Genomic DNA, 25,236 nt, shown 5'->3' on the forward strand with positions numbered 1-25,236 from the left:
AGACGTGGCCGAGGGCAGAGAGGTGAGCAGGCGGCGGAGCGAGTCCCTCATCCCACGGGGCGCCCTGACGCTGGGTCTCGCGGCCGCCGTCTTCGGATCGGCGTGCTCGGCCGGATCCCGGACCGCACCACCGCAGACGCGGACAGGTTCTTCCACCCCGTCAGCCATCCTCCCGACCGCCTACCAGGGAGCGGAATGGCGCCGCATCAACCCGATCGACGCCGGTTTCGATCGCGCCCGGTTAGACAAGATCGCTCTCGATGCCGGAAAGAGAGGCGCGAACTGCCTGGTCGTGATCCGGCACGGGCGGCTCGTGGCCGACTGGTACTGGAACGGCACCGACGCGACCACCAGCCAGGAGGTCTTCTCCGCGACCAAGTCCTACTCCAGCACTCTGATCGGCATCGCCGAAGCGGAGGGCGGACTTTCCGTCGATGACAAGGTGTCTGAGTACGTCCCCGAGTGGGTGGGCACCTCCTCCGAAAACGTCACGATCAAGGACATCCTGAGCAACGTCTCCGGTCGGCACTGGGATTTCGACACCGACTACCGTCGCCTCGTCCGGGCAGCCGATCGTACGGGCTTCGCCGTCGGCCTTGCCCAGGACGCGGCCCGCGGAGACGTCTGGGCATACAACAACTCCGCCATCCAGACGCTCGACGCCGTGCTCACGAAGGCGACCGGGCGGAGTCCCGCGGCATACGCGCAGGAAAGACTGTTCGGCCTCATCGGCATGAGCCGCTCGAGGATGACCCGCGACGGAGCCGGCAACACCAACATGTTCTCCGGCCTGAACTCCACCTGCGAGGACATGGCCCGCTTCGGCTACCTCTTCCTCCGCGAAGGCAACTGGCAAGGGAAGCAGATCGTCCCCCGTCGGTGGGTCGAGGCGGCGACCGGCCGGCCGTCGCAGAAGGTGAACGCCGCCTACGGCTACCTGTGGTGGGTGAACGCCCGCGGTCCCGTCGTCGACGACCCGCTGAAGCCCAGTACGCGAGAGCAGAGTTCCACCGCCCCACATCGGCGCCTGGTCGACGGCGCACCTCACGACATGTACTGGGCACTGGGCTTCGGCGGCCAGGTCATCCAGGTCGATCCCGGCTCGGACACGGTCGTCGTACGGCTCGGACGGAACGTCCCGGAAGCCCGATACGGACCCGCCGACGCCTCCGAAGTGGTGACCACCGCCCTCGTGAAGCCGTAGGGAGATCACCCGCGGCGGTTGGGATCGACCGGGGTGCGCCGAGGGAAGCCACCCCACGCGAGCCGTTCGCGGACTGTACGCCCGCGCCTTGGCGGCCCGGGAAGCGCTCGGCCCGTGTGACGAGCACCACATCTTCCCTGCGCGGAGACGCTCTGACCTGCGGCTTTTAACTTTTGACCCTTTTTAGGTGATCCTTACCGTTATGGCGCCCTTTGCGACAATATGGGGCAACTTGGTAGTTTCCTTGCCCTACGGCGGGGTCCCCGTGACGCCGCCGTCGCGAACCCGGTCCGGCCGTGTTCGAGAAGGACATCCACAGTCACCGTCGCCATGTCCTCTCCGCCCCCCTGGGCGCCGGTGATGCCGAATCCGTGCAGCAAGGAGGCCCGGAGCCGGGGAACCAATCGACCTTCGACGAAGGTCTGGGGTGAATCGGCGCGCCAGCGCCGTAGGGCGACTTCCCCGCCCGAATCCGTCAGCTAACCCGGTAGGCGCAAGCGGAAGACCCTAGGGAGAGATCCCCTGTCTACCAACTCCACCACTCTGCTCCGCATTGCCTGCGTCACAATCAGTAGCGCCGCTCTCACTGCCTCTGTAGGAGCATTGAGCGCACTCCCCGCGGCCGCCGCGACGGGAAAGGTGACAGCCCCACCCCTCGCCTCGACGGTCATCCCGCCGGAGCCCCCCGTTACGGTGACCACCCCGTACAACGGCGAGGCCCCCGCGGCGTCCACGGCGGATGACTCCGCGAACACGAAGCTCACCAAGTCCGCTCTCCAGCAGGAGAAGGCCGAGCACGCCATCGAGGTGGCGAAGAAGCACCTCGGCGATCCGTACGTGTGGGGTGCCACGGGCCCACGGGCATTCGACTGCTCCGGGCTGGTCCAGTTCGCCTGGCGCAAGGCCGGCGTCAAGCTCCCGCGGACGACGTGGTCCATGCTCAGCGCCGTCAAGAAGAGGGTCTCCCTGGCGCATCTCAAGCCTGGCGACCTCATCTTCACCAGTGGCGGCGGGCACGTGGGCATGTACATGGGGCACAAGAAGGTGATCAGCGCTCCCCACAGCGGCGCGGTGGTCAGTGTCGACAAGCTCAACGGTTACTGGAGGAGCAGCTTCCTCACCGCCGTGCGCCCCGGCGTCTGACTCTGAGCCATGGAGACATCCTCGGCGGAGATGTCCTGACGCCTGCCAGCGCCAGGGGCATCTCCGCCGGGTCCGGCCGGTTCGCCGGACCCTGACGGACTACGCGTCCTCCGCGATGAGGCGCTGGAGCAGGGCCAGCAGGGTCCCGCGGTCCGCGTCCGACAAGGCGGTGTAGCACCTGGCGAGCACCTCGTCGGCGACCTTGTGCCCGGCGTCCAGGATCTGCTCGCCGGAGGGGGTGAGATGGTGCTCGATGCGCCGGCCGCGCCCGGGCCTGCGCTCGATCCATCCCTGGGCCACCAGCCGACCGGCGAGGGTTCCGAATGCCTGCTCGGACTGGAAGGTCGCCGCGGCCAGCTCCCGGGCCGACGCCCCGGGAGAGCGGCTGATCGCCCGGAGGGCATCCCACTGGGCCAGCGTCGCGCCGATCGCCGACAGCCCGCCCTCGAGGGCCCGGTGCTGCCGATACTGGGCCTGCTTGACCGCTCGTCCGAGTACTTGCAGATCGCCATGCACGGCATGAGTTTAGTGCAAGACTAAGGTAGTTTAAATAAACATCCTTAGTTATGCTGCGTCCATGAACACCATCCCGCTCTATGACGACCTGTCCCTCGCCGTGTCGGAGGCCGGAACCGGCAGACCGGCCCTGATCCTGCACGGCGGCGGCGGCCCCGCCACGGTCTCCGGGCTCGCCCAGCACCTTGCCCGGACGACACACACCATCACGCCTGCGCACCCCGGCTGGGACGGCACCCACCGCCCCCCATGGCTCACCGGCATAGACGACCTCGCGCTGGCCTACCTGCACTGCCTGCATCGCCTGCGACTGCGCGACGTCCTCGTCGTCGGTTCCTCCCTCGGCGGCTGGACCGCCGCCGAGATGGCCGTACGCGACACCGCGGGGATCATCACCGGGCTGGTGCTGGTCGACGCCGTCGGCGTGCACATCCCCGGGGAGCCGATCCGCGACTTCTTCTCCCTCGACGCCCGCGGCGTCGCCGAGTACGCCTGGCACGACTCGCAGCGTTTCTACGCCGACCCGGCCGGCATCCCCGCCGACCAACTCGCGCGCCGGGCAGCCGACATGGCCACCATGCGCACGCTGGCGAACGACCCCTACATGCACGACCCCAAGCTGCTCCGCCGGCTGAGACACGTCGACGTACCCGCTCTCCTGCTGTGGGGAGAAAGCGACCGGATCGTCACCCCCGCCTACGGAGCCGCCTACGCCGACGCCTTCGGGAACGGCCGGCTGCAGGTGATCCCGGAAGCCGGCCATCTGCCGCACATCGAACAGCCGGCGGCCACCTTCGCCGCGATCGACCACTATCTGCACGCAGCCGCGGCCGATTCCCCGGGGATCGCGGTGGGCGGCCGCGAGTAGGGGCGCTTCAGCCAACGACTGTGCCCGGCGCGGGCGGGACCCTGCGGGCGGAGGCCGCGAGCCGGTCCGCGAGCGCGACGACAAGGCCGCGGAGCTCGTCCGGTCGCTCGATGACGAACGGCAGGTCGAGCGACGCGAGCACCGGAGGCAACCAGTCGAGCCGCTCCGCTCGCAACTCGACGCGGAGCCAGCCCTCGGTCTCGGGATCCGCGCCTCCCACGGACGGGGACTCCTCCACAGTCGCGACGCCGGCGGGAAGCCGGGCGCGGATCTGCTCGACCGTCCCCTGGATCCGCAGGACCACTTCATGCCGGTACGGAGCCTTGGCGAACCCTGACAAGACGTGCTGCGCCGCGTCGAGCCCGGCGGGCGGCTCGAACGAACCGGGCAGGGTCCTCGCGTCCGCGATGCGATCCAGCCGGAAGGTCCGATCCTCGCCGATCTCGGGATCCTCACCCGTGACGTACCACCGGCCCGAATGGGCGACGAGCCCGTACGGATGCAGCGTGCGTTCGCTGCGCCGGCCGTCGGCGGCGGTGTATCTGATCGAAATCGGCCGGCGATGGCGCACCGCGTCGGCGACGGACAGCAGGACCGTGGTCTCCGGGGCGGCGAACTCGCCGGGCGGAGCCGTGAAGGCGAGGGATTCGAGCACGGTGTCGAGCCTGCGAGCGAGCCGCTCGGGCAGGACCCGCCGGATCTTGGCCGCCGCCGTCTCACTCGCCGTGCCCGTCGCCGTCATCAACCCTGCCCGGCGTCCGGCGACCAGGCCGAGCAGCACGGCGAGCGCTTCGTCGTCGCTCAGCATGAGCGGAGGCATGCGGTATCCGGGAGCGAGCCGGTACCCGCCGTAGCGGCCGCGCACCGACTCGACGGGCACGTCGAGGTCGATCAGATGGTCCACGTATCGCCGCACGGTGCGCTCGTCGACGCCGAGCCGGTCGGCGAGTTCGGCCATCGTCCGAATACCGCCCGACTGCAGGAGCTCCAACAGCGTGAGCACGCGATGAGTAGGTCGAGCCACGTCACACAATTTAGTGAGAATACTGGGCGGTTTCTGTCCGGTATCCGTCCTAGTGTGCCGCTGGAGAACGACCCCACGCACCAGGGAGATCACCATGGACTTCGTATCGATCCGCATCATCACGGGCGACGTCGCGCGCCTCGTCGGCTTCTACGAGCGAGCCACGGGAGTGCGGGCCAGTTGGTCCAGCGAGGACTTCGCCGAGCTCAGGACCACCTCCGCCACCCTCGCGATCGGCAGCACCCGCACCGTCCCGCTCTTCGCACCTGGCGCCGCCCGTCCGGCCGACAACCGCACCGTGATCGTCGAGTTCCTCGTCGACGACGTGGACCGCGTGCATCAGAACCTGGTCGGCTTCGTCGAGGAGTTCGTCACAGAGCCCACCACGATGCCTTGGGGCAACCGATCGCTCCTGTTCCGCGACCCCGACGGCAACCTCGTCAACTTCTTCACCCCCGTCAGCCCGGCCGCCATCGAGAAGTTCGCCCGCTGACGACAACGCGGCCAGGCGCCTCTGGATGGGAGCTCCGGGACTCCAGCGATCTCGGTGCTCCCACTGCCCGCGCTCTCTCCAGAGACCGGCCCTCACCCGATCGCGGCGCGTAGAACTGCGGGCTTCGCCGGCAACAAGGCCCACCGAGCAGAAGACGCCGGTGCCGCCGAGCGCGTATCCGTGTGACCCACAGGTCCGCCGGAAGGACAGGGACAACTCAGCGTTCGTAGAGGTACCACCCACTGGGTGTCTGCTCGCAGTAGTACCAGTCCCCGGAGTGCCCTTCCGTCTCGGCTCTCGTTTCCTCGAAGTAACCTTCCACGGCACTGCAGAAGAGCCTGCCGTACTCACTGTTCGGGAAGCTGCTGATCAGCGTTGCCGCCTGTGCGGGGACGGCGAGCAGGCCGGCGCTGGAGGCGACGACGGCCGCGACGACGGCGATGCGCATTCTGATTTTCACGGTTCGACTCCCATCGATCGGGTGCTGGGGGCGGATCCGGAGCCCACGGCGAGTTGATGTCGTACCGCCGACGGTAGGGTCGGCGGCGGAGGGCTCCCTGGATCTTCTGAACCTGGGTTTGGCATGCCCACCAAGAGGCTGTGGTTCTGCGCTATGGCGGCAGCCTGAAGGCGCAGGGGTCGTTCCGTGGTCGACGGCTTGGGGTGGAGCGCGGACCTCGGTGAACGTTTCAGCGGTGTTGCAGGAAATCGTTTTGGCGAGCTTGGCGGCTCCGTACGCCGAGGACGCGTCGTAGCGGCACTCGGACATCAGGTCGTCGAAGTCGGCCGGGCGGCCTTGTGGCCGATGGAACTGAGCGAGACGGCCCGGGACCACCTGGTGGAGCGCGTGATCATCGGAAGCAGCAGCCCGGTGAGCGTGAAGCGGGCCGAGCATGTCCGTCCCGATGTGTTCCACGGGTTCATGGCCGAAGACGCCAGGAGGAGGACATCGGAGGTGAGCATTCCGGGAACCTTGGGTGTGGTGGAGCCGCCATCGCGGCGCGGTGGTAATGCAAACTTCAATCATGGGCAACGAGCGGGCGGCAGCCCGGGAGCTCGGAATGTTCCTACGCTCTCGGCGCGAGAGGACGACTCCGCAGGACCTCGGGCTGGAGCCCGGCCCGAGGCGGAAGGTCGAGGGACTTCGGCGCGAGGAGGTCGCTGCTCTGGCCGGGCTGAGCACCGACTACTACCAACGCCTGGAACAGGGCAGGAACGTGCGTCCCTCCGACGCGACACTGGACTCGATCGCCGACGCGCTCGGTCTGGACGAGGTGGAACGACGTCACCTGATGAGGCTGGCGCAGTTGGCGCGCAGGCCACGACTGCCGGCCCCTCGTGCAGCGGACCGGGTGCCGAGGAACACCAGGCTGCTGCTGGCGGCGATAGACCTGCCGGCGTTCGTGGCCACCCGGCACCTCGACATGCTCGCATGGAACAATCTGGCCGCGGCGCTGCTGGGCGATCCCCGCGAGCTTCCGCCGGACCGGCGCAACGTGCTCCTCACGCTGTTTCATGAGGAGGAGTTCCGGCTGCGGTGCCCGGGCTGGGAAGCCATGGCGTTGGACTACATCGGCATACTGCGTGCCGCCGTCTCCACCGATCCCGATCATCCACGGGCGGTCGCGGTCGTGAGTGAACTGAGCATCAGCAGCCCGGAGTTCCGTCGGCTGTGGGCACGGCACGACGTCAGGGAAGTCGTCCACGGCACCAAGACCATCCGGCACCCGCGCGTCGGTGACATCGCCGTTGAATGGGACGCCTATCCGCTGCAGCCCCCACCCGGACCACTGATGATCGTGTTCACCCCCAAGGCCGGGCATGAGGAGCGGCTACGCCTCCTGAAAGTCATCGCAGACGCCGGCGAGGACCGTGAGCCAGAGCCTCACGCCGCACCCTCACCTGCCTCGCACCTCGCCGACGCGGCAGGCGACCGGTACCGCCGAGGCCGCAGTAGCCGTTTGGCACCTTGAAGACGTATTGCTGGTGGTAGTCGTATCGCTGAGGCAATGATTCAGCCCCTACACCCCGTACGAGGCGGACTTTCTAGCGGCATCGCCCCGGCCCAGGTGAAAGTCGATCAGGAATCCGTGGCCGTCGGCGTCTTGGCCGGCTCATTTGGATCACGTGTCGGCTTGACCACCGGCTGGCCGGGGTCCCCCGGCTTGACCGCCGGCGGGTCGCCCAGCGGCTTCGACGCCACATCGTCGGCGGGCGGAGCGCTGACCGTCACAGGGATACCGTAGTCACCGATGTCCATGACGTTGCGGTGGCCGTTGTCGGCGAAGGTGACCTCCAACCGCCGAACCCGGCCCTGGTCGTCCACATCCACCGTGCCCGAGGCTGCTGCGGGCTCGCCCCTGGCGGCTGGGCTTTGCCGGCCTTCCAGGGAGAAGGCGAACCGCTGCCCGTTCCAACCGGGGCCGGAGGCCGGGCCGTCCTCACGGACGTCAGTGGCCGAGCGGAGTCGCTGGAGGGCCGCCTGCGGATCCTGCGGGGCGAGCTTCACCAGGAGGACGGCCGCGGGCGCGCTGTCCAGTCCCGTGTTGCCACCCGACCGGACGCGCCACTTCGTCTCGCCGCGCGGCTTCACGTACGTCTGGTCGCCGACGAACCGGGTCTCGGACGCGTCCCCCTCCTCCGTCATGACGCCCATGTGGCGGACGGGATCAAAGGCGCCCTCCCACGTCCTGCCGCCAGCTTCGATGTGGATGCGGAACCTCGGCCGCCGCCCTCGTCTCTCGCACATCACCCGGGCCCGGGAGATCGGGAAGATCAGCGCGCGGGATCTCACGCCGCCACCGGGCCCGCCACCAGGATCGATGGGTGTTCACCAGGATGCGCCGCAGGTAGGCGTCCGGGTCGCTGCTGGTGTCCAGCCGGTGCCACACCCTGGACAACTTGCCGAGGCCGGACTGCACCAAATCCTGAGCCGTGTGCCAATCTCCCGTGAGCAGCACCGCCGTTTTCAGATGGTGGTCACCCCGGCGCCGCACGAATTCCACGAAATCCGCGTCCACCCGGTCTCCTCTCGTCGGGAACCCCCCCCCCCGACACTCCCTGAGGTCCACCCCAGGTTGACGAGAAGCCCGCGATTTCCGCGAGGACGGCGGTGACCACCCGGGCAAGGGGACCTTCGTGGCCACCACAGCGAACGAGACCCCGGAGCAGGCCTGACACTGGCCCCGGCCTACAGGGGTCTCGAAGAATCAGCGGTTTGCGTTACGTAGCCGAAAGAGGCGCGTACGGACAGCAGGAGCTACCTCACGGCCTGACGCCTTCGGGGAATCCGGTCCAGCGTAGGTCGGGTGGGAGGTGGCTCATGTCGTTGAACATCACGATCGTGGGCGGCAGGCCGTTGCGGTACTCGATGACCGTCAGTGCGGTGTTGGCGCTGTTCAACCCGAGCCACCGGGATGGCGGCGCGTCCAGTGCGTGCCGCACCAGCCACGCGAGCGGGTAGGCGTGCGTCACCAGGACCTCGTGTGTGTCGGGCTGGGCCCCTTTCGCGGTTGTGTCGGGGGCCTTCGCGAACCGGGCGACCAGGGCCTCGGCCAGCCTCTGGCCCGAGGCCGCCTCGGTGTCGTCGTAGCCGTCGAAGAAGCCGGCCCAGGACGGGGGCGTTTCGGCCGCGCTGGGAACGTAGGGCACGTGGTCGACGAGTTCGGCGGCCTCGGTTACGGGCACGTTCGGTAGATGACGGGCGAGTTCGTGCGCGCTTGCTACGGCACGTGGTAGCGGAGAGTGCCACACGGCGTCGACCGGTACGCCGGCGAGCCGTTCGCCCAGCAGGCCTGCCTGCCGGCGCCCGGTGGCGGTGAGTTCCCCAAACGCGTCGGCCGCGCCGTGGCGTGCAAGGTAGAGGCGTCGAGTTGTCATGCGTAGTTAGGGTCGGGGTCCCGTGCAGGCCCGTTTCCCGTCTCCTTTTGGTCGGTACGTGTGAGTTCGGCGGCGGGGCGCTTGGATGGAGTCGGCTTGGCGGTGCGCGGCCAGGCGGTGCGATCATCGTCAGCGAACGAGGCGGGGGCCATGCCGTTGCGGCTGCCGGCACTGTTGCCACGTCGGCGGCGTGCGATTCTGGCAATGACTCCCGGCCGGGGACGGAAGCGATCAATCACGCGTTTGTCGCCGTGACGGTGCCGGTGGTGCCGTCGATGGTGATGACGGTGTCGTCGCGGAGCCTGCTCGTCGCGTTCGGGATGCCGAGGACGGCGGGAATGGCGTGCTCTCGAGCGACGATCGCGGCGTGGGAGAGCACGCCTCCGGTTTCGGTGACGACGCCGGCGGCGATGCGCAGCAGCGGCGTCCAAGCAGGGTCGGTGAAGGGGCAGACGAGGATGTCGCCCGGGCGCACGCGCGCGAAGTCGCCGAAACCACGGACGATCCTCGCGGTGCCGGTCACGGTCCCGTGGCTGCCCGGCGTTCCGGTGAGTGTGGCGGCTGTGATGTCCGAGGCGCCGGAAGGAGATGCCGGTGGTGGGGGTGCGGCGGTGACCGGCCGTGCTTGCAGAATCCACGTGCGGCCGTCGGCGATCGCCCACTCGATGTCCTGCGGGCCACCGAGTACGGCAGCAATCTGTTTGCCCAGCTTGGCCAGCTGCGTGGCGGTCGCGTCGTCGACCGTCGGCTGGTTCCGGGTAGCGGTCGGCACGTCGCGGATGACGAGCTGCGTGCCGTGCCGGTCAAGGCGCTTCTGTTTGTCTGCGACGGTGCGGGTGACTGCGCCGTCCTCGGAAACGCGGTAGGCGTCAGGGGTGACCTTGCCCTCGACGATGCTGGGGCCGAGGCCCCAGGACGCCTCGATCCGGGTCGCGTCGTTCGGGTCCGCGGGTGTGAACATGACCCCGGATACCTCGGCGTCCAGATGGCGTTGGACGATGACGGCCATCAAAAGATCGTCGGACGGTTGGTCGTCACGGCCGGAGGCAGCCCGGTAGGCGATGGCACGCGGGGAGAACAGCGAGGCCCAGCAGGCACGTACGGCCTTGGCGACCTCACTGACTCCGTGCACGGCGAGGAAGCTCTCATGCTGACCGGCCGCCGATGCCTGACCGGTGTCTTCCTTTGCTGCCGATGATCTCACCGCCACGGGCGGATCGCCGAGCTTGTCGAGCGCGCGTCCCAGCGCATCGATCACGGCGGCGTGGACCGGGCGGGCCTCAATCGCCTGCCGCGCCGCATCAACATCGTCCGACTCGCCGGCGAACCGCCCGAGGTCCAGGTCGTGGACAGCGGCGAGGTAGGCGGCGAACGAGACGACGAAGCCGTCAGGAACCGGCAGACCCGCACGGAGCAACGCGCCGAGTGCGCCGGCCTTGCCCCCGCAGGTATCGGCGACAGCCTCCATGAGGGGTACGATCATCCACTCCGCCCTTCAACAGAAGATTGACAACAATTTGTTGATTGTGCATCCTGAGACGCATGCGACGCAAGGACGACATCGCTCACAGGGAGCACGCTGACCACGTCCAAGCCCAGCGTGAGCGGGACGCGCGTGAGCGTCTTCTGGACCTGGGCGCGGATGCGCTCGACGCCCGTCCGTGGCGACCCCCGCCCGTCCCGCCGTCGGCGGTCGACCTTGTGCAGTTCGCCGTCTGGCGCAACGCCGACCTGGACCCGGAGGACATCCTGAGCGCGCTCGCCCTCTTGCCCGCCGCACGAGCCGAGGTCGAAGGACTCGAATCCGCCCTGCTGTTCATCGCCCGGAGCGCAGGTCTGACCTGGGCGCAGATGGCGCACGTGATGGGGTTCAACTCCCCGCAGGCGTGCCAGCAGCACTACACCCGCCTGGCGGCGCGACAGGAGGCCGGCTCGTGACGCGCGACTCTCCGCCCGGCCTCCTGGTCCTGCACGCCGTGCGCATCACCGGGTTCGCGGACACCCCGGTGATCGCTCATCGGTACGGGCTCGATGCGGCCACGACGAAAGAGATGCTGCGCGACGCCGAGACACGTGGCTGGGTTGAGCACACCGCCTTCGCCGGCGCCGGAGGCTGGTCGTTGACCGAACCGGGCCGGGCCGAGAACGAGCGCCGGCTCGCGGCCGAGCTCACACTCGCCGACGCCGCCGACGAGGTCCGAGACGTCTACCGCAGGTTCCTCCCGCTGAACGCTCTCCTGCTACAAGCCTGCACCGACTGGCAACTCCGGCCCACCGCCGGCGATCGGCTCGCCGTCAACGACCACTCCGATCCCGCCTGGGACGCCGGAGTGCTCCATGAGCTCGCCTGCGTCGACCGGGCACTCACGCCACTCGCGGACCGGCTCGGTCGCGTCCTCACGCGGTTCCGCGGATATGACACACGATTCACCACAGCTCTGGCGCGCGCCCGAGCCGGGGAGGGCGCCTGGGTCGACCGCACCGACGTGGACTCCTGCCATCGTGTCTGGTTCGAGCTCCACGAAGACCTCATCGCCACGCTCGGCCTCGACCGGCACGCGGAACCCTGACCCGCCATCCCGGCGAAGAAGGCGAACAACGCCGCATTCGCGGAAGGCATCCAGCCGGCTCTGCCGTTGCAGGGCCCCGATGCCCAGGTCGTTCCTCCGGCAAGAGGGTTCCACCTTGGCCCCGGCTCCCCTACAGGTGGCGACGGCAGACGGGACAGCAGCTAAAGAGAGGCGTGCAGGGCAGTGCAAGCACCCTGCTGCATCCACTCGTCAGAAGAGATCTTCAGGCCCGTCGGACACCATGCCGAAGGGTCACCTGCGTTGACAGCAGTACCGCCGAGGCCGCAGTAGCCGCTGGGGTTACGGAACAGGTACTGCTGGTGGACTTCGCGGCTAGCGTGGCCTGGAGCGGAAGTCAGCCCAGAGGTCGACCGCCTGCTGCAAGTCGAGGGCGGCGACGTCCTCGCGAGACATACCGACGGTGTAGAACTGGCCAGTGTCTGCAAGGACTTCGAGCATCGGGATGTGAAGACCCCCTCCGGGCGTCACTGGATCCCCACCACATTGCGCCGCCGGTGATGATCGCCTTGACGGGGTCGCCGATCTGCTCGGCGGGGATCCACTGCCGCGAGCCGATCAGCGCGGCTTGCAACCGGGACTCGACCCTGACGAACTCCGACGCCAGTGCGCTCATCAGTTCCTCGAGGTCCCCCTGCACCCGCGCTGCCTCGACGATCAGGGCAGCAGCCGCTCCCAATCTTGTAATTTTCACACACATGATCATGAGTGGCTGCTCTCGTTGTGCCGCATTCCCGGCACAAGATCGATCAGAGTGGGGCGCATTGTCCCAGCTCACCCTGCAAATGGCGGCTGCCGTATTAGCCATGCTCCATCATGAGGACAACAGTCGCCAGATTCTTGTGGCCAATTGGTCAATATCGCCCTGTATCGATTCGGGCTAAATCAATGTTGATCGATCACCTGCCCGTCCCGCATAAGGAGAAGCATGCGAAAAGCCACTTCGCTCCGCCGGCTCGGCCTCGTCTCAGTGGTGGTGGCGGTCGGCCTAACCACCTCGCCCGTGGCCGCACACGCTGACGGCTATAACGTTCCCCGCAGCGCCACTGCTCTGGGGGCAGGCAGCACCGCAGCGGCCGGGTACGCGTTGGCCGAACAGCGGGCCCGGCAGGCCGTCCTCGCGGACGGCCACGACTGCACCCCTGGCACGTATAACACGTATCCGACCTATATTTCGCCGGGCGGCGGCACCTGGGCCTACCGGTCCACCCACGACGCGATGTGCGTCGACTGATCAAGGTTCAACAGATCGGCCCCCGCCGAGGTTGCCCGCCATGGTGGAGCCCAGCGCCAGCAGGCCCAAAACGCTAAATCCACCCCGATTGAGCCCCAGGCTCAACGCCGTGGTCATTTGCACCCTGCGAGTCATCCCGCCCATGTCACCTCCTCTCGCTGCAGGCTGGCGTACAAGACCCGACGAAGGAGCTTGCAGATCGCTTGGGGTCCCCCTCATGTCCGTCTACGCGTGGAACAGTCGCGGCGGTGGCCCCCGCTTCATGAAGTTCGGCAAGCACGTCCGGTACAAGGTCGCCGACGTGGAAGCGTGGGAGCACGAGCACTACGTGGAGCAGGCGAACTGACGACAGCGCAGGCGCCATCGTCGTCCCCCACCAGCACAGAAGGGCCCGGCACCGATCACGGTGCCGAGCCCTTCTGTTCCGGTTCCGTTCCGGTTGACGTTGCATCACCGATTCCTGGGGATGGGAGATTTCCATCGGGAAAATCGAAGACGGAGAGGAGCCTGCGGGCGCCGCAGCGCGCTAAGAGCTGCTAACGCAATGAGTTGAGGCGCCGCCAGCAGATCAGGGCGCAGCCGAGGCTGAGGAAGGCCTGGTGGATGTCCACGCGGACCTCCCAGCGGATCCGAAGTCGTCGGAAGTGATGCAGCAGAGCGAAGGCCTGCTCGACAACCCAGCTCTGTTTGCCCAGGCCAGAGCCATGCTCGGTGCCCCGGCGGGCGATCAGCGGGCGGACGCCCAACGCCCGGACGAGCCTGCGGTACTTGTCGTGGTCGTAGCCCCGGTCTCCCAGCACCACATCGGGCCGTCGCCGGGCCAGCCACGCTTACCCCGCACAGGCGGGATGGCCTCCAGCAGCGGCACCAACTGGGTGACATCGTTGCGGTTGCCGCCGGTCACGATGACGGCGAGAGGGATGCCATTGGCGTCGGTGATCAGGTGGTGCTTGCTGCCTGACCGACCTCGGTCGACAGGGCTCGGGCCGGTCTGCGCCCCCCTTTAGCGCTCTGACGTGGGAGGAGTCCACGGCAGCGCGGGAGAAGTCGAGTGCGTCGGCTGCCCGGAGGCGATCGAGCAGTGTCTCGTGCAGGCGTTGCCAGACCCCGGTCTTCTGCCATTCGGCCAGGCGTCGCCAGCAGGTCATGCCCGAGCCGTAGCCCAGCTCCTGCGGCAGGTGCTCCCAGGCGATCCCGGTGTGCAGGACGAACAGGATGCCCTGCAAGACCAGGCGGTCATCCAGGCGTTTCCGCCCCGGGTGGCGGATCCGGCGCTGGTGTTTCGGCAGCAACGGCTCGATGACCGCCCATAACTCGTCGCTGACCTCCCACGGCTTGTGCCGCGCCACTTGTCACCCCTCTCGCCTTGTTACAGCGAGAGATCAAACCACAACGGAGATCATTCTGTTAGGCGCTCTAAGCGTCCGTTGACCCGGCCAAGCTGCACTACCTCTCTGCATGACCGCGGCGGGCTCGGTCTTGCACCGAGCCCGCCGCTCCAGCTCCACCCGGTCCTTGATCGCGCTCCCTGATGAGGCTCACATACGCCTTCGCGTCGAACGTCAGGAACACCCGAGCCGGACCCGCGTCACGCCATCAGCGCTGCAGTGTCAGCACACCCGGCCGGTAGGGCAGAAGGCCGTAGTCGCCGCCGGAGCTGGGGCTACGTCCCTGGTAGAGCAACTGCAGATTGCAGGGGTCAACGGTCTTGGTCTGATCGGGGTTGCTGCGAACCAGATCGCCGTGGCTGATGTCGTTGGTCCAGGTGGCGCCGCTGTTGGCCTTGCCGGCGAAGGGATTGCTCTCGGTCGCGGCCTGCGGCGTCCACGAACCGTCCAGACTGGTGGCCGTGAACGAGCGGAAGTAGCGACCCTGCGAGCCGATCGCCTCGACGAGCATGAGGTACTTGTTCTGGCCCTGGAGCTTGTAGACCTCAACCCCTTCGAACAGGTTGTTCGTCGTGTCGCTCATGACCACCGTCGATGTCGAGCCAAAACTGCCGGGGAAATTCCCGATAGGCATACTGGCCCGGTAGATCTTGCCGTTGTCCCCGGCGAAGAACAGATACATGTTCGTGCTGTCACCGATGAGTGTCTGGTCGATGGGTCCTGTTCCGGAGCCGGAGATGCTTCCGGAGAAGAGCACCTGCTGCGATGACCAGCCATTCGGATTAGTGGGGTCGCTCGACGTCCTGTAGGAGAAAGCGGTCCCGCCCCACTGGTAGGCCAGCACCCAGATGTTCTTCGGGGCGAAGTAGAAAAGCGTAGGCGCGACAGTGGAGAAAGACATCGTGTTCTGGCCGGCCGAGGCCATGTCGGACCAGTTCGTGAAGAGGCCGAAGTTCATCGAACCCCAGCTCGTTCCCGTGTCGTGCGTCGTCGCATAGACGAGATGCTTGCCGTTGTAGACGACGTTGGTGAAGTCCTTGAGCGAGACCCACCCCGACTTCGGGTTCGCCAGCGGGCCCGTCGATGTCCAGCGGTACGACGACGGAAGAGCGCACGTGCCGGTTGGCGTCGGCGTCGGGCTCGGGCCGCCTCCGGGGGTGCTCCACTTCTGGTTGCTCTGCCCGTTGCAGGTCCACAGTTGGACGAGGGTCCCGTTGGCCGTGCCGAGTCCAGTCACGTCCAGGCACAGACCCGACTGCGTCCCCCTGATGGAGCCGTCGGCGTTCTGCTGCCACTTCTGGTTGGCCTGGCCGTTGCAGGACCAGATGACCACCTTCGTGCCCGGCGAGGTCCCCTGGCCGTAGGCGTCCACACACCGCGTGCCGCCGAACGTGCGCAACTCACCCGCGGAGGTGAATTCGAACGCCTGGTTCGCCTGACCGCTGCAGTCCCAGATCTGCAGGCTCGTGCCCAGCGCGTCGGTGTTGCCCGCCACATCCAGACACCGCCCCGACGCCGCACTGACCAGCGGCGCCACCGCCGCCGACGCCGGCACCGACCACGTCACGGCGGCCGCCATGACCGTCGTCAGCACCGCGGCCAGCGTCGCCACGAGGCGCACGCCGACACCGGCCGGCGAACGATGCCGACCGCTCCTCACACGAATGGGGGGTGAATCCATTGTTTCGTTCTCCTTGGGGTGAAGGCGTGGCGAAACGGGCCACACCAGGGAAACCGCAGTGGTCTCACGGGGCCGGGCAGGGATAGTCGGCCGATCGGGACGGATCCCTAAGCTCTGCCGCCAAAAGGTCGACGGGCTCGCGAATCGTTTCCGTACGGCCCGGTTCGTTGTCGTTCGTGTGCGGAGCTCGAGACCCGCCGCATCCTTTGAGACCTCGCCCCCGGCAAGGGCGGTGGAAAGGTCGATGGTGGCCGCGGTGACGAGTCCGCCCCCCATCACCCGGCGCGCCACCGTACATATCACGCTGCTCGAGGGGCGAAAGCGCGGTTGCGCCGATCGCCGGCTGGACCGCGGTGGGCCGTCACCGCGAATTTGGTAGCGCTAACATTCATGTCGGCACCCTTGGCTCCTCTCCCTCGGCTGCTTGGAGGTGATGGTGCAGCGGAACAAATACGACCGGGCGAGGCCGCGTCAAGAGTTCGGCCACTCCCGATGTCGACCATGCCTAGATACCGCTAAGGTGGGCGCGCAGCCGCGGACCGCCTCCGATCATGGAGATCCTCCTTCCCAGGCCGCCGTGTTAACGCTCACATTTTCGCGACGCGAGGAGCCGCGTCCACAGGTGTCGATGCCGGTGGTAATGGCGGATCAAACTAGGACTCACTGGGTTGCGTCAAGAGAAGGATCGAGAGCTCCGTGGCGCTTCAACCTTCTGGAACGCACCCATCTGGCATTACCCGCCCGGCCCCCACCGTGTGCGAGACGGCTCGTGATGAAACTTTCAACCGAGCGCGCGCTGACGCCGGTGGCAACCTTGCCAAGTCATTGGCCATCCCACTCCCGGCGAGCAGGGAACTTCCAGGCCACGGATGCTGACCACCGCCGCCACCTGCTGATGCCGACGGGTCACCACGAGATCGGTTCCACGCTCGGCGTCCGCGACCCACGCTCGGCTCGACGACCAAGGTCCTTTACCGCAGCCTATGAAATCTCCGGCTCCGGGCAGATCGGCGCCCACATTCGGCACCATGGAGTTCCACGACGAGGGCTGCGCCGACATCCACGATCCCCTCGACGAGCCCGCGCTTCCATGGCATCTCACTGCGCTACAGGGGCCGGCAGACAAAACGGGCGACCTCGTCGCCGGAGGCGCATAGCCATCAACGATGAAAGTTTCATCGCGGCGTCAACGGCAGCCGCGGTATCGTCCCCGGTCAAAACTGAAGGAATGGACGGGTTACAGGCGATGGACTCTCGAGGAGAAGGCGAGATTCTTGACAGATCTCATGACTTCATATTTGCTCCGCTTCACCACCACTTCCAGTCGCCCGGTAGAGAGGAGCACTTAGCCGCCCCCGTCACTGTTATCGCTAACATGTCCTCGGCTCCACTGCCAGGTGGAACTGATTGGGATCGGGAGAGCCCGGCACAAGCCGCCTTCATCTGGTGTTCACCAGATCAGAATCCGCATTCCGAGATTCCCACGTTCTCCATCGGAACCGCCGAGGAGAGAACGCGGCAGCGCATGTTAACGCTAACGGGCACTGAAATCACCTTGCTCTTCTGCAGCGGGGAAGGGGCAAGCGCGCACACGCCGACGATGGTCGGTCGCCGCGCCGCTCCGGGTCGACTGACTGACGGTGGGCTCATTCAGCTTTCGAATCCGTCCGGGGAGGGTGCTCGGTCGGCATGCACATGTCGGCTGCGGACGCTCCACCAGATGGAGGAAACAAAATGGCTTTCCTATCGACGCGCGTCCATTTTCGAACGGCAAAGGGAGTTGCGTGAAGTTGAGAAAGAGATCCATCTTTACCACTATCGCGGTCGCCGCGCTTCTCGTCCTGGCTACGGGACGCATGGCACTCAGCGACAGCCTCGGCGTAACCATGTCGTCCTCGACTAGCGCCGTCGCAGCGGCAACCGCCGGCTGCGGCAAGGCCCCGACACTGAGAAGCGGTACACAGACGATTACGAGCAGCGGCAAGAATCGCACCTGGATCCTGAGGATTCCCGACAACTACGACAACAACCGCCCCTACCGGTTGATCTTCGCGTTCCACTGGTTGAACGGCACCGCCGACCTTGTGGACACGGGCGGATCAGACGGAGCCGTCTGGTCCTACTATGGACTCAAGCAACTTTCGAACAACAGCACTATCTTCGTCGCACCCCAGGGCATCAACAATGGCTGGGGCAATACCAACGGTGAAGACCTGACCTTCGTCGACGACATGATGGGGCGGATCGAGGGCGATCTTTGTGTCGACACGACGCAGCGCTTCGCCCTGGGGTGGAGCTACGGCGGCGCGATGAGCTTCGCGGTCGCGTGTGCCCGGCCGACGATCTTCCGTGCGGTCGCGGTCTACTCGGGCGCGCAGCTCAGCGGGTGCAGCGGCGGCACTCAGCCGGTCGCATACATGGGAATTCACGGCATCCATGACTCGGTGCTCAACATCTCCCAGGGCCGGTCGCTGCGTGACAGGTTCGTCACGAACAACGGCTGCACCCCCATGAACCCGCGGGAGCCTGCGCAGGGCAGCCTGACGCACATCATCACCGCCTACTCGGGGTGCCGGGCCGGGTACCCGGTCGTGTGGGCCGCGTTCGACGGAGATCACACCCCCTCTCCAAACGATGGGTCCACCTCTACCAGCGGTGCCAGGACCTGGACTTCGGGAGAGGTGTGGAAGTTCTTCACACAGTTCCAGTCCGGTCCGTCGACGTCTCCCTCTCCCTCACCTTCGCCCTCCCCGTCCCCGTCCCCGTCCCCGTCGTCATCGCCTTCTCCGTCGCCCAGCGGCGGATCGGGCGCCTGCCGCGTCAGCGCCACCGTCAACGCCTGGAACAACGGCCTGACCGAGGACATCACCATCACCAACACCGGCTCCTCCGCCGTCAACGGCTGGTCGCTGGCCTTCACCCTCCCCAGCGGACAGACCATCACCAACGGGTGGAACGCCACCTACTCACCGAGCAGCGGCCAGGTCACGGCGAAGAACGTCAGCTACAACGGGTCGCTGGCACCCGGAACCTCCACCCAGATCGGCTTCCAGGCCACCCACACCGGCAACGCCGCCAAGCCCACCTCGTTCACCTTCAACGGAAGCCCCTGCACCATCGCCTGATCCACAAGAATCACCGGGGGTGGCGCCCGACCAGACTCCACCCCCGGGCCCTCCCCGGCGTATAAGGCCCGCTCCCTCCAGAAGCCGCAGATCAACTGGCTCGTGAGAGGTCCTCCTCCCCCGCCAAAATGGTCAGAGGTAGCAAAGGGTCAGTTGCTATCGGCTGATCTTGCCGACGTGAACGACCTGTATCCGCTCGTGACCTGCCGTCAGGGAGGTCACGAGCGGCACGTCGGATGTGACGATCACGACAGGACCCTCTTGAGCCAATGCCGTAGCCGCGACCATGGCGTCGACAGCTCGATCAGGGGGCATTCCCGCCGCCCCGATCAGCTTGCCGGCCCGTTCCCCGATCTCGCGAGTGACCGGTTCGACCACCACACCACCGAGAACACGATGCACCCCCGCGTCACCTGGGGTGCCTCTCAGCGCTTCGGCCAAAATGGCGGCGGACGTGAGAACACGCCGTCCATCCAGGTGCGCGGCGTGAAGCCGGACATACATCGCCCTATCGGTCGCCGCCGGCGAAAGACCTTCGTTGTCGAGAACGAGGGCACCGTGCTCGCGCGGGCGTATCCGCTTCCGCTGCTTCACGCGCTCGGCCACTCTGCCCGTGCCGCCGCCAACTCCTCATCCGTCACCGGGCCATGGATCTCTCGAAGATCTGCCACCAGATCCCCCAGCCGGTCACGCTCCAGTTGACGAACCAGCGCATGGGTGACGTACGCCGAGACGTTGCCCTGTCCGGCCCGGGCCCGCAGTTCGGCGGCGACGTCCGCAGGCACGGTGATGCTCATCTTGTCGGTCCTCAATGGCTCACCCATGCGCCAATCCTCCCAATGGGAGGATCGCACTGCCCAGGTATCGCCAGGTGTCACCGCAGTAGACGAGTTGGCCAACACGAGCGGCCTCCTGCTGCGGCCCAGTCGGCACGGCCAAGGCCCATGGCCTGCTAATCCTCAGAGGAGGTTGTCAGGCCGACGGGGCAGGAGACGCTGGTGCCGCCGATGCCGCAGTAGCCGTTCGGCACCTTAAAGAGGTATTGCTGGTGGCAGCGGTTCTCTTCGGGCAACAATTCGCCGCTAGCGTGACTTGGACCGGAAGTCAGCCCAAAGGTCGACCGCCTGCTGCAAGTCGAGGGCGGCGACGTCCGCGCGCGACATACCGACGGTGTAGATCAAACGATCCGCGAGCCAATCCGGCACCGGCTCCCTGGGGGGCGGTTGCTCGATGCGGATGTGATCGGCCAGCGCGCCCAGGCGTTCGATGATCTGCCCAAGCTGCACCACCTCGGGACGCCCCTTGCCGGCGGCACGGACCCTGGCTGTGGCCTCGGCGTAGACCTCACCATCGGCTCTTTCGCCCACAGCCCATACTTCGCAGATCTCGATCGACTTGTCGTCCGTGATTCGATAGACGACCCGCCAGGTGTTACGTCCTACCACGAGCTTGCGAAAGCCGGTCAGCTCCCCGCCCAGTGGATAGCCGGCCTCCGGATTCTCCAACAGCACAAGGATCTTTTTGAGCACCTTGGGCGCGGCGTCCGGACCGATTCGCCGCAGGTCATCGACCGCCGGGGCGGTGAAGACGACGTCAGACACGGGCTACTCGTCGTCCGGCAGCGCGGCCAGCGACTCCCGCGTGTGCCCGAAAGCGGAGAGCACGTCATCGAGCGAGACACGCTCTCCGGTGTCGGTGACCGAGCGTGCGAGCACGAGCGCCAAGTCCCGGAGATCGGCGGCGGCCTCCTCCAACTCTTCCAGGCGCCGGATGCTGACAACCGCCGCCACCGGCTGATGCCGACGGGTCACCACCAGATCAGTCCCACGCTCAGCGTCAGCGACGAGACGCGCCACCCCACGCTGAGCCGCTTCTGTGACACTCAACTCGGCAGCTTCATGCAGCACGGTCATACCACTACTGTACAGCAATCTGTATAGAGAATGCAGGAGACGCCCGATTCCGCCAAGGCGATCACATACGTCAGCAGCGCGGATCCGATCTCATCGTTGCCCCTCGTCATCCTCCCAAGGGGCAACGACTCACGATCCTGCCAGGTGACTGATCAGGCTTCGCCGGCGGTCAGGCCCACGGGGCAGGAGACGCCGGTGCCGCCGAGGCCGCGATGACATGGGTACTCTTCGCGCCTGAGCCGATCCGGCGAGAAGACCGAGAACCAAACCATTCCCGCCGGCATCCAACTCATCATGATCAGCGTGACACTCTCCTTGCTGCTGGCGTTGTCCCCGGCGGCCGCGATCGAGATACCGAAGAACTTCCTGATCAGCGAGCGCGACGCACGCAGGCACCTGAGCCCCGCTGAAGCAGAAGAAAAGGGCTATAAGATCAGCGACAAACTCACCGAGCCGTTGGAGCTGAACCCGTGCGGGCACCGGCGTGCCGTCGATCGTGATCGGGCGGCAGCCCGCACGATCACGCAGTGGACCAGCGCACCTGGTGGCTCCTCCGAACAGCTCGTCATCTACAAGAGCCCCCGGGCCGCCCATTCCGCGTTCACCCGTCTGCGCGCCGAGGCCAAGCGGTGCGCGCGCAAGGGCGACCCGTCGGCACCCGAACTCGAGATCCGTTGGCGGACGAGTAAGGCCAAGGCGGGCGACGAGTCCATAGGCATGGGTTATCAGACCTGGCAGGACGGCAGTATGAACGAGACGATCACGGGCATCGTCGCGCGCAGGGGCAGCGCCTTGATGATCTACACGACCACCGAGGGAATCTACGACCCCGGCCGGCTGACCAAAAACGCCAGGAAGATGGCCACCAAGGTGTGTAAGTTGCCCGGCGTCTGCTGAAGGCGGGCGACGGCCGAAGCCCTCCTCGCCCGGGGATCAGCGGAATCCGCTGGGCGAGGAGCCGGGTCGTTCCGCGGGACGACCCGGCCGGCGATTCCGGCGTGACACGGTCACGGCAGCAGGCGATCGACGGTGGCGTGGCGCCCCCTCAGACCTCGGCGGCTCCTGCTCCGGTCATCGACGCGGTCCTGGGGTGCACTCGTAGTACCTGGCTAGGCCCGGTCTTCCGCGGCGACGGAGCCCGCGGAGTAATGGGTGCACGGGCTCGCTACGAGGAGACGCTACTGAGAGTCACCAGCCCGGCGGTAGATCGTTCGGTCTGCGAGTCCACCACCATCGGGTCTCGGTCCTCTCAGAAAGAGGCCTCCAGTACTGCCCCAGCTCTGCACCGCCATCTTCATACGTCACCGCTCGGTAGCGCTCGTCGAGCCGATCCAGGGCACGGCGCAACATGGCCCGTAGCTTCCCACTCAATACCTCGCAGTACTCTTCCAGCCCATCCCGCACGGTGAGGTCATTGAGGTACTCGTAGACCATGTAAAAGTCCTGCTCAGGCCACTCCTGTTCCATGTCGTAGATCAGTGATTCCCACAGCCTCAATGACGACAGAACGCCATAGGCGGGTTCCTCGGCCCGGGCAGCGTATTCGGGTGCCATCCCCTCCTTCTCCTCCACCAGCCGTTGGAGATCCAGGACGGCGAGCTCCTGACGCTCCTCGGGAGTAAGACCCGCGGCCAACGCCTCCGTCTCACTCCCGCGCCGGGTACGTCGAGCCACTAGTTCCCATCTCCGGAAGTCAGTGGCCACCGATAAGCCTCGGTTGCCTCGATCGGCCAGTTACGAGGTCGAGGGGTCGACCGCTACTCCTCGAAGCACTTCGACTGGAACAAGAGCGTTGACCGCGCGACTGAGCTTGACGTCGGTCGTAAGCAACGGCAGTTGTCGCTCCAACGCGGCCTGCACAAACAATGCGTCGGACATGCGCAGCGAATAGTCGACTGCCAGGCTGGCCGCTCGCTGGACACGATCGACGACGAACCACCGGAGGAACACTCCAGTGTCGACGACGTATCCGTCAGTCACGCAGCTCGTCCCGCAGGCTTTGCAGCTCCTCATCCACACCGGTCACGCCGCTCATCCGCTCCTGAACCGCGGCCAGGGTCGCAAGGACGGCCTTTCGAGAGGTGTGACCGGGGACGCTGCCGCGGACCAGCGCGAGCACTCGCCCGACCTGCTCCTCCGGCAGTTCGTCGATCAGGTGATGAAGCTCTTCACGCTGCACGCTCACAGGACGAGTCTAAGTGTCACCGTCAGAGATCACCGGGAGACCTGCAAAGCCTGTCAGGCTTCGCCGGCGGTCAGGCCCACGGGGCAGGAGACGCCGGTGCCGCCGATGCCGCAGTAGCCGTTCGGCACCTTAAAGAGGTGTTGCTGGTGGTAGACCTTCGCTTCGAGCAATAATTCTTGCGGAGGTCGCCTTGCCTGAGCCATCCCCCATCCCCGTCGTCTCCTACGCTCGCATCTCCGCCGACGTCAGGCGGGACGAACACGGAGTCCAGGACCAGCACAAGCTCAACCGGGAGACCGCAGCCCGGTACGGCTGGACCGTCGTCCACGAGTTCACGGACAATGACAAGTCCGCTGCGAAGGCCGATGTCGTCCGCGACGACTTCGAGGCCATGTTGAAGGTGCTCCGCTCGGGCGAGCTTCCGGACGGCGCGGAGGTGCGAGGCGTCGTGATCGTGGCTGAGGATCGCCTCGCTCGACGTCCAGGTGACTACGAGCGCTTCGTTGAAGCGATCACCTACCAGGACGGCCGCGTCTTCGCGGATGCGCGGGGTCAGAAGGATCTCTACAGCGAAGACACCGAAAGCATGGGCCTGTTCGGCGCGGTCATCTCCAAGATGGAAGTGCGGAAGATGCAGCGCCGCATGCGCCGCTCCCACCGGGCACGGGCCGAGCAGGGACTCCCCGTCGGCGGAACGCGTCCCTTCGGCTGGCTGCCCGATCGCTTGACCCTTGATCCGGAAGAGGCGCCTCTCGTACGTCAGGCGATCCTCGACCTCGTCGCCGGCCGATCGCTCAACTCCATCGTGAACCAGTGGCAGCGGGATGGGGTTAAGACCTCCCTGGGCAACCTCTGGACTCCCCGCTCCCTGAAGATCACGGTCACCAACCCTCGTGTCTGCGGCTGGCGTGAGATGAACGGCGAGTTGATACGAGACTCCGAGGGCAACCCGGTGGTCGGGCAGTGGCAGCCGATCGTGTCGCCTGAACAGTGGATGGCGGTCAAGTCCATCTTCGACGCGCGCAAGGGTCACCTCGTCTACCGGGACGGCCGACTCGGCCCGATCCTTCCGCGAGACTTCAAGGAGCCCCGCCACCTGCTCACCGGGTTCCTCCGGTGTGGCCGGACCCAACCCGACGGCACTCTGTGCAATGCGTCCCTCCGAGTCACGCACCAGAAGCACTGCGTGCAGCACATCTACATCTGTCCCGCCAAGACGGTGGGCGGCTGCGGAGGTCTGGGCAGACGCGGGGACATGGTTGACCTCTACATCTCGGAAGCGGTCCTCGCGAAACTCGAAGAGGTGCAGTTGTCCTCTTCTACAGGTCCTACCGAATGGCCTGGCCAACAGGATTACGAAGACGCCAAGGTGCGGCTCGAAGAGCTACGCAGCCAATGGACGGCTGGGAATATCAGCAATGAATTGTTCTTCACGGCGGCTCCTGACCTAGAGAAGCGCATTTCCCGCCTTCGCGCCGACGCTCAGAGCTTCGCAGCGACGGCTCAACGACGACAGGCCCGCTCCGCTACCGACGTGGCCGAGATACGGCGGCGGTGGTTCCTGTCGGAGAGTGAGGGCGGTCTACCGCTCTCGTTGAAGCGGTCCTACATCCGGGAGGCGCTGCATGCGGTGATCATCTACCCGAGCGGTAAGGGGCGCAGGCGCTTCGATCCCGACCTTCTTGAACTGGTCTGGCGTGAGGACTGAGGACACGAGAACGCCCAAGACGTCCAGGACGTCTTGCAGTCGGCGGTAGCTCCCCGGCCTTACCGTCAGGCGACAACTCGCTCCCCCATTTCCCATAGCAGCCGGACGTCTACGGACGCCGCTGGACGCCAGCGGACGCCCTGGGACGCCGTCATGGACGTGACGCGAATTCCGGCTGCGGAACTGACCGGTACGCATACGCGTCCTACTGGGGTAGAACAGAACTGCAAGAAGTCACCGTCTCCCTGACGGAATGACATAGGCGAGAAGCTACGCGACCCATTTTC

Annotated in this window: 27 protein-coding genes, 1 pseudogene and 1 riboswitch; of the genes and pseudogenes, 12 read left to right on the forward strand and 16 right to left on the reverse strand. The window is 66.5% G+C overall.

All coding sequences use genetic code 11. From position 1 onward, the window contains the following. Positions 1-4 precede the first annotated feature (4 nt). Both ACQEVJ_RS41860 and ACQEVJ_RS41865 read left to right on the forward strand, forming a co-directional pair. Positions 5-1,204 carry a serine hydrolase domain-containing protein gene (locus ACQEVJ_RS41860; RefSeq protein ID WP_433110541.1) on the forward strand — a complete coding sequence of 400 codons (1,200 nt, stop codon included), beginning with the start codon at positions 5-7 and terminating at the stop codon, positions 1,202-1,204. A 351-nt stretch (positions 1,205-1,555) separates the two neighbouring features. Then, positions 1,556-1,713: riboswitch (cyclic di-AMP (ydaO/yuaA leader) on the forward strand. Positions 1,714-1,807: 94 nt separating this feature from the next. After that, the gene (locus ACQEVJ_RS41865; protein WP_433110543.1) at positions 1,808-2,347 is read left to right on the forward strand and encodes a C40 family peptidase; all 540 of its coding nucleotides are present in this window, start codon (positions 1,808-1,810) and stop codon (positions 2,345-2,347) included. A 99-nt stretch (positions 2,348-2,446) separates the two neighbouring features. On the opposite strand, the gene ACQEVJ_RS41870 is transcribed toward ACQEVJ_RS41865, so the two are convergent. Then, a complete protein-coding gene (locus ACQEVJ_RS41870; RefSeq protein WP_433110545.1) occupies positions 2,447-2,863 on the reverse strand; it encodes a MarR family winged helix-turn-helix transcriptional regulator in 417 nt (138 codons plus the stop codon). Positions 2,864-2,924: 61 nt separating this feature from the next. Between ACQEVJ_RS41870 and ACQEVJ_RS41875 the strand changes: the two genes are divergently transcribed. Continuing rightward, positions 2,925-3,731, forward strand: coding sequence for an alpha/beta fold hydrolase (locus ACQEVJ_RS41875; protein ID WP_433110547.1), 807 nt, complete (start codon positions 2,925-2,927; stop codon positions 3,729-3,731). Between the two features lie 7 nt (positions 3,732-3,738). On the opposite strand, the gene ACQEVJ_RS41880 is transcribed toward ACQEVJ_RS41875, so the two are convergent. Then, positions 3,739-4,734: a helix-turn-helix transcriptional regulator gene (locus ACQEVJ_RS41880; protein ID WP_433110549.1), complete on the reverse strand. Its 996-nt coding sequence runs from the start codon at positions 4,732-4,734 to the stop codon at positions 3,739-3,741. 115 nt (positions 4,735-4,849) lie between these two features. On the opposite strand from ACQEVJ_RS41880, the gene ACQEVJ_RS41885 reads away from it, so the two are divergent. Then, positions 4,850-5,248: a VOC family protein gene (locus ACQEVJ_RS41885; protein WP_433110551.1), complete on the forward strand. Its 399-nt coding sequence runs from the start codon at positions 4,850-4,852 to the stop codon at positions 5,246-5,248. A 217-nt stretch (positions 5,249-5,465) separates the two neighbouring features. Here the strand turns inward: ACQEVJ_RS41885 and ACQEVJ_RS41890 are convergent, their stop codons facing one another. Continuing rightward, on the reverse strand, positions 5,466-5,708 hold the full coding sequence (locus tag ACQEVJ_RS41890) for a hypothetical protein (RefSeq protein ID WP_433110553.1): 243 nt from the start codon (positions 5,706-5,708) through the stop codon (positions 5,466-5,468). 565 nt (positions 5,709-6,273) lie between these two features. Between ACQEVJ_RS41890 and ACQEVJ_RS41895 the strand changes: the two genes are divergently transcribed. Further along, positions 6,274-7,221, forward strand: a complete 948-nt coding sequence (locus ACQEVJ_RS41895; protein ID WP_433110555.1) for a helix-turn-helix transcriptional regulator — start codon at positions 6,274-6,276, stop codon at positions 7,219-7,221. Positions 7,222-7,328: 107 nt separating this feature from the next. Here ACQEVJ_RS41895 and ACQEVJ_RS41900 read toward each other — a convergent pair whose 3' ends face one another. The 4 genes from ACQEVJ_RS41900 to ACQEVJ_RS41915 form a co-directional block, all read right to left on the reverse strand. Then, positions 7,329-7,904, reverse strand: coding sequence for a hypothetical protein (locus tag ACQEVJ_RS41900; RefSeq protein WP_433110557.1), 576 nt, complete (start codon positions 7,902-7,904; stop codon positions 7,329-7,331). Positions 7,905-7,917: 13 nt separating this feature from the next. Next, positions 7,918-8,268 (reverse strand): sigma factor, encoded by a 351-nt coding sequence (locus ACQEVJ_RS41905; RefSeq protein WP_433110559.1) that lies wholly within the window; start codon positions 8,266-8,268, stop codon positions 7,918-7,920. Positions 8,269-8,512: 244 nt separating this feature from the next. Then, on the reverse strand, positions 8,513-9,127 hold the full coding sequence (locus ACQEVJ_RS41910) for a histidine phosphatase family protein (RefSeq protein WP_433110561.1): 615 nt from the start codon (positions 9,125-9,127) through the stop codon (positions 8,513-8,515). Positions 9,128-9,362: 235 nt separating this feature from the next. Next, positions 9,363-10,610 carry a PEP/pyruvate-binding domain-containing protein gene (locus ACQEVJ_RS41915; protein WP_433110563.1) on the reverse strand — a complete coding sequence of 416 codons (1,248 nt, stop codon included), beginning with the start codon at positions 10,608-10,610 and terminating at the stop codon, positions 9,363-9,365. A 59-nt stretch (positions 10,611-10,669) separates the two neighbouring features. Between ACQEVJ_RS41915 and ACQEVJ_RS41920 the strand changes: the two genes are divergently transcribed. The 4 genes from ACQEVJ_RS41920 (at position 10,670) to ACQEVJ_RS41935 (ending at position 13,295) form a co-directional block, all read left to right on the forward strand. Next, the gene (locus ACQEVJ_RS41920) at positions 10,670-11,065 is read left to right on the forward strand and encodes a DNA-binding protein (RefSeq protein ID WP_433110565.1); all 396 of its coding nucleotides are present in this window, start codon (positions 10,670-10,672) and stop codon (positions 11,063-11,065) included. Next, positions 11,062-11,697: a transcriptional regulator gene (locus ACQEVJ_RS41925; RefSeq protein WP_433110567.1), complete on the forward strand. Its 636-nt coding sequence runs from the start codon at positions 11,062-11,064 to the stop codon at positions 11,695-11,697. Before ACQEVJ_RS41920 ends, ACQEVJ_RS41925 begins: the two co-directional genes overlap by 4 nt. Before the next feature lie 946 nt (positions 11,698-12,643). Beyond that, positions 12,644-12,949, forward strand: coding sequence for a hypothetical protein (locus ACQEVJ_RS41930; RefSeq protein ID WP_433110569.1), 306 nt, complete (start codon positions 12,644-12,646; stop codon positions 12,947-12,949). A gap of 217 nt (positions 12,950-13,166) precedes the next feature. After that, positions 13,167-13,295: a hypothetical protein gene (locus ACQEVJ_RS41935; protein ID WP_433110571.1), complete on the forward strand. Its 129-nt coding sequence runs from the start codon at positions 13,167-13,169 to the stop codon at positions 13,293-13,295. 190 nt (positions 13,296-13,485) lie between these two features. Here ACQEVJ_RS41935 and ACQEVJ_RS41940 read toward each other — a convergent pair. Continuing rightward, positions 13,486-14,298: pseudogene (locus ACQEVJ_RS41940) on the reverse strand (IS5 family transposase). Positions 14,299-14,545: 247 nt separating this feature from the next. Then, entirely contained in the window at positions 14,546-16,018 is a 1,473-nt protein-coding gene (locus ACQEVJ_RS41945) for a non-reducing end alpha-L-arabinofuranosidase family hydrolase (protein ID WP_433110573.1), read from the reverse strand. A 1,784-nt stretch (positions 16,019-17,802) separates the two neighbouring features. Between ACQEVJ_RS41945 and ACQEVJ_RS41950 the strand changes: the two genes are divergently transcribed. Then, positions 17,803-19,143, forward strand: coding sequence for a cellulose binding domain-containing protein (locus ACQEVJ_RS41950; RefSeq protein ID WP_433110575.1), 1,341 nt, complete (start codon positions 17,803-17,805; stop codon positions 19,141-19,143). A gap of 156 nt (positions 19,144-19,299) precedes the next feature. Here the strand turns inward: ACQEVJ_RS41950 and ACQEVJ_RS41955 are convergent, their stop codons facing one another. The 4 genes from ACQEVJ_RS41955 to ACQEVJ_RS41970 form a co-directional block, all read right to left on the reverse strand. Then, entirely contained in the window at positions 19,300-19,737 is a 438-nt protein-coding gene (locus tag ACQEVJ_RS41955) for a type II toxin-antitoxin system VapC family toxin (protein WP_433110577.1), read from the reverse strand. Continuing rightward, the gene (locus ACQEVJ_RS41960; protein WP_433110579.1) at positions 19,734-19,967 is read right to left on the reverse strand and encodes a CopG family transcriptional regulator; all 234 of its coding nucleotides are present in this window, start codon (positions 19,965-19,967) and stop codon (positions 19,734-19,736) included. Before ACQEVJ_RS41960 ends, ACQEVJ_RS41955 begins: the two co-directional genes overlap by 4 nt. Before the next feature lie 258 nt (positions 19,968-20,225). Then, positions 20,226-20,744, reverse strand: a complete 519-nt coding sequence (locus tag ACQEVJ_RS41965) for a type II toxin-antitoxin system RelE family toxin (protein ID WP_433110581.1) — start codon at positions 20,742-20,744, stop codon at positions 20,226-20,228. A gap of 3 nt (positions 20,745-20,747) precedes the next feature. Beyond that, entirely contained in the window at positions 20,748-21,056 is a 309-nt protein-coding gene (locus ACQEVJ_RS41970; RefSeq protein ID WP_433110583.1) for a type II toxin-antitoxin system prevent-host-death family antitoxin, read from the reverse strand. A gap of 294 nt (positions 21,057-21,350) precedes the next feature. Between ACQEVJ_RS41970 and ACQEVJ_RS41975 the strand changes: the two genes are divergently transcribed. After that, positions 21,351-21,953 (forward strand): hypothetical protein, encoded by a 603-nt coding sequence (locus tag ACQEVJ_RS41975; protein WP_433110585.1) that lies wholly within the window; start codon positions 21,351-21,353, stop codon positions 21,951-21,953. A 291-nt stretch (positions 21,954-22,244) separates the two neighbouring features. Here ACQEVJ_RS41975 and ACQEVJ_RS41980 read toward each other — a convergent pair whose 3' ends face one another. Genes ACQEVJ_RS41980 through ACQEVJ_RS41990 form a run of 3 tightly spaced genes read right to left on the reverse strand, consistent with a single transcriptional unit; the run spans position 22,245 to position 23,241 of the window. After that, complete coding sequence (locus tag ACQEVJ_RS41980) at positions 22,245-22,760, reverse strand: hypothetical protein (protein WP_433110587.1); 516 nt, start codon at positions 22,758-22,760, stop codon at positions 22,245-22,247. Between the two features lie 30 nt (positions 22,761-22,790). Continuing rightward, positions 22,791-23,036 carry a hypothetical protein gene (locus tag ACQEVJ_RS41985; RefSeq protein ID WP_433110589.1) on the reverse strand — a complete coding sequence of 82 codons (246 nt, stop codon included), beginning with the start codon at positions 23,034-23,036 and terminating at the stop codon, positions 22,791-22,793. Continuing rightward, positions 23,029-23,241 (reverse strand): hypothetical protein, encoded by a 213-nt coding sequence (locus ACQEVJ_RS41990; RefSeq protein WP_433110591.1) that lies wholly within the window; start codon positions 23,239-23,241, stop codon positions 23,029-23,031. Before ACQEVJ_RS41990 ends, ACQEVJ_RS41985 begins: the two co-directional genes overlap by 8 nt. A 190-nt stretch (positions 23,242-23,431) precedes the next feature. Here ACQEVJ_RS41990 and ACQEVJ_RS41995 point away from each other — a divergent pair, with 190 nt between their 5' ends. Then, complete coding sequence (locus ACQEVJ_RS41995) at positions 23,432-24,949, forward strand: recombinase family protein (protein WP_433110593.1); 1,518 nt, start codon at positions 23,432-23,434, stop codon at positions 24,947-24,949. Positions 24,950-25,236 lie beyond the last annotated feature (287 nt).

The sequence above is a fragment of the Microbispora sp. CA-102843 genome (assembly GCF_050936215.1).
Classification (GTDB): domain Bacteria; phylum Actinomycetota; class Actinomycetes; order Streptosporangiales; family Streptosporangiaceae; genus Microbispora.

Excerpts from the sequence above, each read along its gene's own strand:
- ACQEVJ_RS41930 (WP_433110569.1), top strand. The coding sequence starts at position 12,644 with ATGCGAAAAGCCACTTCGCTCCGCCGGCTCGGCCTCGTCTCAGTGGTG.
- ACQEVJ_RS41970 (WP_433110583.1), bottom strand. The coding sequence starts at position 21,056 with ATGACCGTGCTGCATGAAGCTGCCGAGTTGAGTGTCACAGAAGCGGCT.
- ACQEVJ_RS41910 (WP_433110561.1), bottom strand. The coding sequence starts at position 9,127 with ATGACAACTCGACGCCTCTACCTTGCACGCCACGGCGCGGCCGACGCG.
- ACQEVJ_RS41885 (WP_433110551.1), top strand. The coding sequence starts at position 4,850 with ATGGACTTCGTATCGATCCGCATCATCACGGGCGACGTCGCGCGCCTC.
- ACQEVJ_RS41915 (WP_433110563.1), bottom strand. The coding sequence starts at position 10,610 with ATGATCGTACCCCTCATGGAGGCTGTCGCCGATACCTGCGGGGGCAAG.
- ACQEVJ_RS41900 (WP_433110557.1), bottom strand. The coding sequence starts at position 7,904 with ATGGGCGTCATGACGGAGGAGGGGGACGCGTCCGAGACCCGGTTCGTC.
- ACQEVJ_RS41920 (WP_433110565.1), top strand. The coding sequence starts at position 10,670 with ATGCGACGCAAGGACGACATCGCTCACAGGGAGCACGCTGACCACGTC.
- ACQEVJ_RS41960 (WP_433110579.1), bottom strand. The coding sequence starts at position 19,967 with ATGGGTGAGCCATTGAGGACCGACAAGATGAGCATCACCGTGCCTGCG.
- ACQEVJ_RS41975 (WP_433110585.1), top strand. The coding sequence starts at position 21,351 with ATGATCAGCGTGACACTCTCCTTGCTGCTGGCGTTGTCCCCGGCGGCC.
- ACQEVJ_RS41935 (WP_433110571.1), top strand. The coding sequence starts at position 13,167 with ATGTCCGTCTACGCGTGGAACAGTCGCGGCGGTGGCCCCCGCTTCATG.
- ACQEVJ_RS41945 (WP_433110573.1), bottom strand. The coding sequence starts at position 16,018 with ATGGATTCACCCCCCATTCGTGTGAGGAGCGGTCGGCATCGTTCGCCG.
- ACQEVJ_RS41875 (WP_433110547.1), top strand. The coding sequence starts at position 2,925 with ATGAACACCATCCCGCTCTATGACGACCTGTCCCTCGCCGTGTCGGAG.
- ACQEVJ_RS41895 (WP_433110555.1), top strand. The coding sequence starts at position 6,274 with ATGGGCAACGAGCGGGCGGCAGCCCGGGAGCTCGGAATGTTCCTACGC.